Genomic DNA, 6,176 nt, shown 5'->3' with positions numbered 1-6,176 from the left:
GTTTTTGCCAGCTTGGCAAAAACGGATCGGGGGGCAGACAGCCCCCCCGCCGCCACATGCCGCCCAGAAACCACCGCTGAACTTGCGGCATGGTACGCCGAACACCCCGAAGCGACCCTGATCGCAGGGGCCACCGATGTTGGCCTCTGGGTCACCAAACAATTGCGCGACCTTGCGCCTGTTGCTTTCCTGAATGGCATTGACGACCTGCGGCAAATCAAATCCGACGGCGCAACGCTGCGCGTCGGTGCGGGTGTCACCATCAACACCCTGTTGGCCGAAGTCGCGCCCACTCTGCCATCCTTCGCCGAAATGCTGCGCCGCTATGCCAGCGATCAGATCCGCAATGCGGCAACCATAGGCGGGAATATCGCCAACGGCTCCCCCATTGGTGACGGCCCTCCGGCACTGATCGCGCTGGGCGCAACCCTGCATCTGCGCAAGGGCGATACGCGGCGGGAATTGCCGCTGGAGGATTTCTTCATCGAGTACCGCAAACAGGATCGCCAACCCGGTGAATTTGTCGAGGCGGTCAGCTTTACGACAGATGCCCCCGCCTTGCGCTGCTACAAACTGTCCAAACGCTTCGATCAGGATATTTCCGCCGTTTGCGGTTGCTTCAATGTGAGCGTTGAAAGTGGGACCGTGACCGCCGCCCGTATCGCGTTCGGCGGCATGGCGGGCACGCCGAAACGCGCCGCGGCGGCGGAGGCGGCACTTATCGGCAAGCTCTGGTCGCTGGAGGCCGCCGAGGCTTCGAAGGCTGCGTTGCAGACAGATTTCTCTCCGATGAGCGATATGCGCGCTTCCGCTGCCTACCGCTCCGAAACCGCAGGCAATATGATGTTGCGCTATTATCATGATCTTGCGGGAACCCCGGTCAACGTGTTGGAGGTGACAGCATGAGCATGGGAAAAGCCTTGCCGCATGACGCAGCGCCGCTGCATGTCACCGGTTACGCGCGTTATATCGACGACATTCCACTGCCGAAAGGTGCGCTGCACCTGGCCTTTGGCCTGTCGACGCAGGCGCATGCCGACATCACCGCAATTGACCTTTCGACCGTGAAAGCCGCGCCCGGCGTGGTTGCGGTCTATGCCGCCGATGACTTTGACGTAATGCCCGACTGCTCGCCCTCGATCCATGATGAACCGCTTCTGGCGATGGGCCGGGTGCATTACATCGGGCAACCGGTGTTTCTGGTGGTCGCGACCAGCCATCTTGCCGCGCGCAAAGCCGCGCGTCTGGGCAAAGTGGAATACGCCGCCTTGCCCGCCGTGCTGACCGTGGATGATGCACTGGCAGCCAAGACCTATTTTGAGGCAGGCCCGATCATCTGGTCGAAAGGCGATGCGAACGCGGCAATCAGTGCCGCCCCCCGCATGATCGAAGGGGAGATGGAGGTCGGCGGGCAGGAGCATTTTTATCTGGAAGGCCAGATTGCTGCCGTATTGCCGCAAGAGGGCGGGGATATGCTGGTCCATTCTTCGACCCAGCATCCAACTGAGGTCCAGCATAAAGTCGCGCATGCTCTGCATGTGCCGATGCATGCGGTTCGGGTGGAAACCCGGCGCATGGGCGGCGGGTTTGGTGGCAAGGAAAGCCAAGGCAACGCCCTTGCAATCGCTTGTGCCATTGCCGCGCGTGACACCGGGCGTCCGTGCAAGATGCGCTATGACCGCGACGATGACATGATGATCACCGGCAAACGCCACGATCTGCGCATCCGTTACCGCGCCGGTTTCGACGATCACGGTCGGGTGGTGGGTGTAGAGTTTACCCATCTGTTTCGCTGCGGCTGGGCGTTGGATCTGTCAATCCCTGTCGCCGACCGCGCCATGCTGCATTCCGACAATTGTTATCATTTGACCGATATCCGAATTGAGAGCCACCGCTTGCGCACCAACACCCAAAGCGCCACCGCGTTTCGCGGTTTTGGTGGCCCGCAAGGCATGGTCGGGATTGAACGGGTGATGGACCATATCGCCTTCGATCTGCGGCTGGAGCCTTTGGCGGTGCGGAGGGTGAATTTCTATGCCGCGATGGTGGCGGGCAGCGGCGGGGGCAATGCGCCGTCGTCCAATGGGCTTGAACCATTGGCGCATCAACATACGCCGCCGCGGGATATTTCCACACAGAAGATGGGGGATGAGGAAGACCTGACATCGCGCGGGGCGATCGGGGTGATCGACGAAAACCCGGTGGCGTTCCCGCCGCAGGAATCGGAAACGGTGCAGACGACCCCGTATCACATGCCGGTGGAGGATTTCATCGGCCATGAGATTGTCGCAGCGCTGGAGGAAAGTTCCGGCTATGCCGCGCGCAAAGCAGCGATTGCAGAATGGAACAAGGCCAGCCCGGTCTTGAAGCGCGGGATCGCGCTGACGCCGGTGAAGTTCGGGATATCGTTCACGCTGACGCATTTGAATCAGGCCGGGGCTTTGGTGCATGTGTATCAGGATGGCTCCATCCATCTGAATCATGGTGGCACCGAGATGGGGCAGGGCTTGTTCCAGAAGGTGGCGCAGGTTGCGGCGGGGGTGTTCGGTGTGGGCCTCGACATGGTGAAGATCACCGCGACCGATACCGCAAAAGTGCCCAACACCAGTGCTACTGCGGCGTCATCCGGGTCTGATCTGAACGGCATGGCGGCGCAGGCGGCGGCGATCACAATCCGCGACCGCATGGCAGAGTTTCTGGCAGCCTTGCATCAGGCGAAGCCGTCTGATGTCCGGTTTGAGGACGGGCGCGTCAGGGTTGGCGGCGACGATTACAGCTTTGCCCAAGCCGCCGCGTTGAGTTACGGCGCGCGGGTATCGCTTTCGGCCACCGGGTTTTATGCGACGCCGAAGATCACCTGGGATCGCGCAAAGGGCAGTGGTCGCCCGTTCCTCTATTTCGCCTACGGTGCGGCCGTTTCCGAAGTGGTGATCGACACGCTGACCGGGGAAAACCGGATTTTGCGCGCCGATGTGCTGCATGATACCGGGGCCAGCCTGAATCCGGCTTTGGACATCGGCCAGATTGAAGGTGCCTATGTGCAGGGCGCGGGATGGCTGACGATGGAGGAACTGGTTTGGGACGGCAAGGGTTCGCTGCGCACTCACGCGCCCAGCACCTACAAGATCCCGGCCTGTTCCGACCGCCCGCCGGTGTTCAATGTCGACCTGTGGGGCCGTAGCAATCCGGAAGACACCGTGGGGCGTTCGAAAGCCGTGGGCGAGCCGCCGTTCATGCACGGGATTTCAGTGCTGATGGCATTGTCTGACGCGATTGCCGCATGTGGGGACGGATCGCGCTATGTCGCACTCGATGCGCCCGCCACGCCGGAGTGCGTCCTCGCCGCGGTACAAAGGCAGCGGGATGTTTGACCTTGCCGATTTGAAAACAGCCGTCGCCGCCCATGATCGGGTGGTCCGCGTCGTGATTGCCGGTTTCAAAGGCTCCTCGCCACGAGAGGTCGGTGCCGCAATGCTGGTCTGGGGCACGGATCAATCATGGGGGCAATCCGGCACGGTCGGCGGCGGCGCGCTGGAATGGGAAGCGACCGCGCGGGCGCAGACGATGTTGCGCCAGCCCGGCCCTGTTTCCCCTGCATTGGCGCAGGAGGCGCTGGGGCCGAAACTGGCGCAATGCTGTGGTGGCGTTGTCACCCTGCTGTGGGAAATTTATGACGCGGCAGCGGTGGCGGCACTTTCGAACGATGTGATCGCGCGACCGGTGACCGAAGCAGGGCAGGCGCAACCGCTTGCCGTGGCCCGGCTATTGGCTGCGGCGCGGGGCGAAGGGCGGCTACCTGCACCCGGTTTGCATCACGGCTGGATGGTGGAACCGGTTGCACGCCCGTCGCGGGACATCTGGATTTGGGGCGCGGGCCATGTCGGCCGTGCGGTCGTCAGGGTTCTGGCACCGCTGCCCGATCTGGCGCTGACCTGGGTTGATGTCGCGACCGACCGGTTCCCGACCGATATTCCCGCAGGCGTTACGGTTTTGCCGGGGGCAGAGCCTGCGCTGCTCGCCGCCCATGCGCCGCCAGAGGCGGAGCATCTGATCCTGACCTATTCACATGCACTGGATCTCGCGCTCTGCCATGCGCTGCTACATCGCGGGTTTCGGCGCTGCGGCCTGATCGGGTCCAAAACCAAATGGGCGCGGTTTCGGCACAGGCTCGCCAGTCTGGGCCATGACGCGCAGGCGATTGCGACAATAGACTGCCCGATCGGCGACCCATCCCTTGGCAAACATCCGCAAGCAATCGCCATCGGGGTCGCGGTAAACTTGCTGAGACAAAAACACAACGCGTCACAACAGGAGAACGCGGTATGACAACAGGGAACGAGGTGCTTTTGAGCATCGAGGGCGTCACCAAGGCCTATCCGGGCGTGGTTGCCAACAGCGATGTGTCGTTCGAGATTTCCAAAGGTGAGATTCACGCACTTTTGGGCGAGAATGGCGCTGGAAAATCCACATTGGTCAAGATGATCTATGGTTTGGTCAAGCCTGACAGCGGCCGGATGCGGCTGCGCGGGGCAGCTTATGCCCCCAGCCAGCCGTCAGCGGCACGCGGCGCAGGCGTGGCGATGGTGTTTCAGCATTTCAGCCTGTTCGAAGCATTGAATGTGGCGGAAAACGTCGCGCTGGGGATGGAAAACCCGCCGAAGATGCGCGAACTGGCGGAACGCATCAGTACGGTGTCGCAGGAATATGGCTTGCCGCTGGACCCTTCCCGGATGGTCGGTGATCTGTCGGCGGGGGAGCGGCAACGGGTGGAGATCATTCGCTGCCTGCTGCAAGACCCGAAACTCCTGATCATGGATGAGCCGACCAGCGTTCTGACGCCGCAGGAAGTGGATATCCTGTTCCAGACCCTGCGGCAGCTTTCCAGTGAGGGGACTGCAATTCTCTATATCAGCCACAAGTTGGAGGAGATCCGGGCGCTATGCGATGAGGCGACGATCCTGCGGCGGGGCAAGGTGGTTGGCACCTGCACCCCCCGCGATGTTTCAGCGCGGGAGATGGCGGAACTGATGGTGGGCGCGGTACTGACCCCGCCTGCGCGTGCTGCCAGCAAGGATTGGGGCGATGCGGAGGCGGCTTTGGAAGTGGCAGGGTTGTCGGTGGACAGCCCGATTCCCTTTGGCACCGCGTTGAAAGAGGTGTCTTTCACCGTGCAACGGGGGGAGGTTCTGGGCATTGCCGGTGTGGCGGGTAATGGGCAGGATGAATTGTTGCTGGCTTTGTCCGGCGAATTGCGCGCCCGTCCGGATATGGTGAAGAGTTTTGGCAAACCGCTGGGCGGCATGGGTCCGAATGAAAGGCGGGTCTTGGGCTTTGTTGCTGCCCCGGAAGATCGTCTGGGCCATGCCGCTGCCCCGGATATGAGCCTTGTGGAAAACGCGCTGCTGTCGGGCGCGGTGCGCAAGAAGCTGACGACGAATGGATTTATCGACTGGGGCGGGACCAAGGCCTGGGCCGAGGAGATTGTCGCGCAATATGATGTGCGCACCCCCGGTACATGGGTCGCGGCCCGTGCGCTTTCGGGTGGGAATTTGCAGAAATTCCTGATGGGGCGGGAGTTGAGCCAATCCCCCGAAGTGGTGATCATCAACCAGCCGACCTGGGGCGTCGATGCCGCAGCGGCGGCGTTCATCCGGCAGGAAATCCTGAACCGGGCGCAGGACGGTGCCGCGGTGGTGGTGATTTCGCAAGACCTTGATGATTTGCTGGAGGTTTCAGACCGGTTTGCCGCGTTGAATGAAGGGCGTCTGACGCCATCCGTCCCGACCGAAGGGCTGACGGTGGAGGAGATCGGCCTGATGATGGGCGGCGCGCACGGGATGGAGACGGCACATCATGGATAGGATTGTGATGAGCTTTGGAAAGTGGGTCATCTGGCCGATGCAGGCAGGTATTTGGACCAAGATGAAATCAGGCGCAGGCGAGAGGTTGGTATATGTTCATTCTTGAGAAACGGCCGTCGCCGTCACGGTTCTGGACCTGGTCGACGCCGGTTCTGGCGGTTGTATTGACAATGATTGCCGGGGGGGCGCTGTTTGCGATGCTGGGCAAAGACCCGTTCGTCGCCATCCGCACGATATTCTGGGATCCGGTGTTCGGTGAGTTTGCCTTTTACCTGCGCGGCCAGCTTTTGGTGAAAGCCGCGCCGCTGATCCTGA

At 61.8% G+C, this 6,176-nt stretch carries 4 protein-coding genes and 1 pseudogene; all 5 read left to right on the top strand.

The genetic code is table 11. The annotated features are described in order from the left end of the window. A partial coding sequence (locus L0H65_RS12755; protein ID WP_301459431.1) for an FAD binding domain-containing protein occupies window positions 1–906 on the top strand: 906 nt, incomplete at its 5' end. Continuing rightward, window positions 903–3,371, top strand: coding sequence for a xanthine dehydrogenase molybdopterin binding subunit (xdhB, locus tag L0H65_RS12750; RefSeq protein ID WP_301459430.1), 2,469 nt, complete (start codon window positions 903–905; stop codon window positions 3,369–3,371). The genes L0H65_RS12755 and xdhB, both read left to right, overlap by 4 nt. Next, window positions 3,364–4,326: a xanthine dehydrogenase accessory protein XdhC gene (gene xdhC, locus L0H65_RS12745; RefSeq protein WP_301459429.1), complete on the top strand. Its 963-nt coding sequence runs from the start codon at window positions 3,364–3,366 to the stop codon at window positions 4,324–4,326. Before xdhB ends, xdhC begins: the two co-directional genes overlap by 8 nt. Further along, window positions 4,323–5,861, top strand: a complete 1,539-nt coding sequence (locus L0H65_RS12740; RefSeq protein ID WP_301459428.1) for an ABC transporter ATP-binding protein — start codon at window positions 4,323–4,325, stop codon at window positions 5,859–5,861. Before xdhC ends, L0H65_RS12740 begins: the two co-directional genes overlap by 4 nt. A gap of 92 nt (window positions 5,862–5,953) precedes the next feature. Continuing rightward, a pseudogene (locus L0H65_RS12735) lies at window positions 5,954–6,176 on the top strand (ABC transporter permease); the annotation flags it as partial.

The organism is Pseudorhodobacter sp. (assembly GCF_030452865.1).
Classification (GTDB): domain Bacteria; phylum Pseudomonadota; class Alphaproteobacteria; order Rhodobacterales; family Rhodobacteraceae; genus Pseudorhodobacter.
This window is presented reverse-complemented; position numbering and strand designations above follow the sequence as displayed.

Coding starts and splice junctions, on each gene's coding strand:
- xdhB (WP_301459430.1), top strand. CDS start 903: ATGAGCATGGGAAAAGCCTTGCCGCATGACGCAGCGCCGCTGCATGTC.
- xdhC (WP_301459429.1), top strand. CDS start 3,364: ATGTTTGACCTTGCCGATTTGAAAACAGCCGTCGCCGCCCATGATCGG.
- L0H65_RS12740 (WP_301459428.1), top strand. CDS start 4,323: ATGACAACAGGGAACGAGGTGCTTTTGAGCATCGAGGGCGTCACCAAG.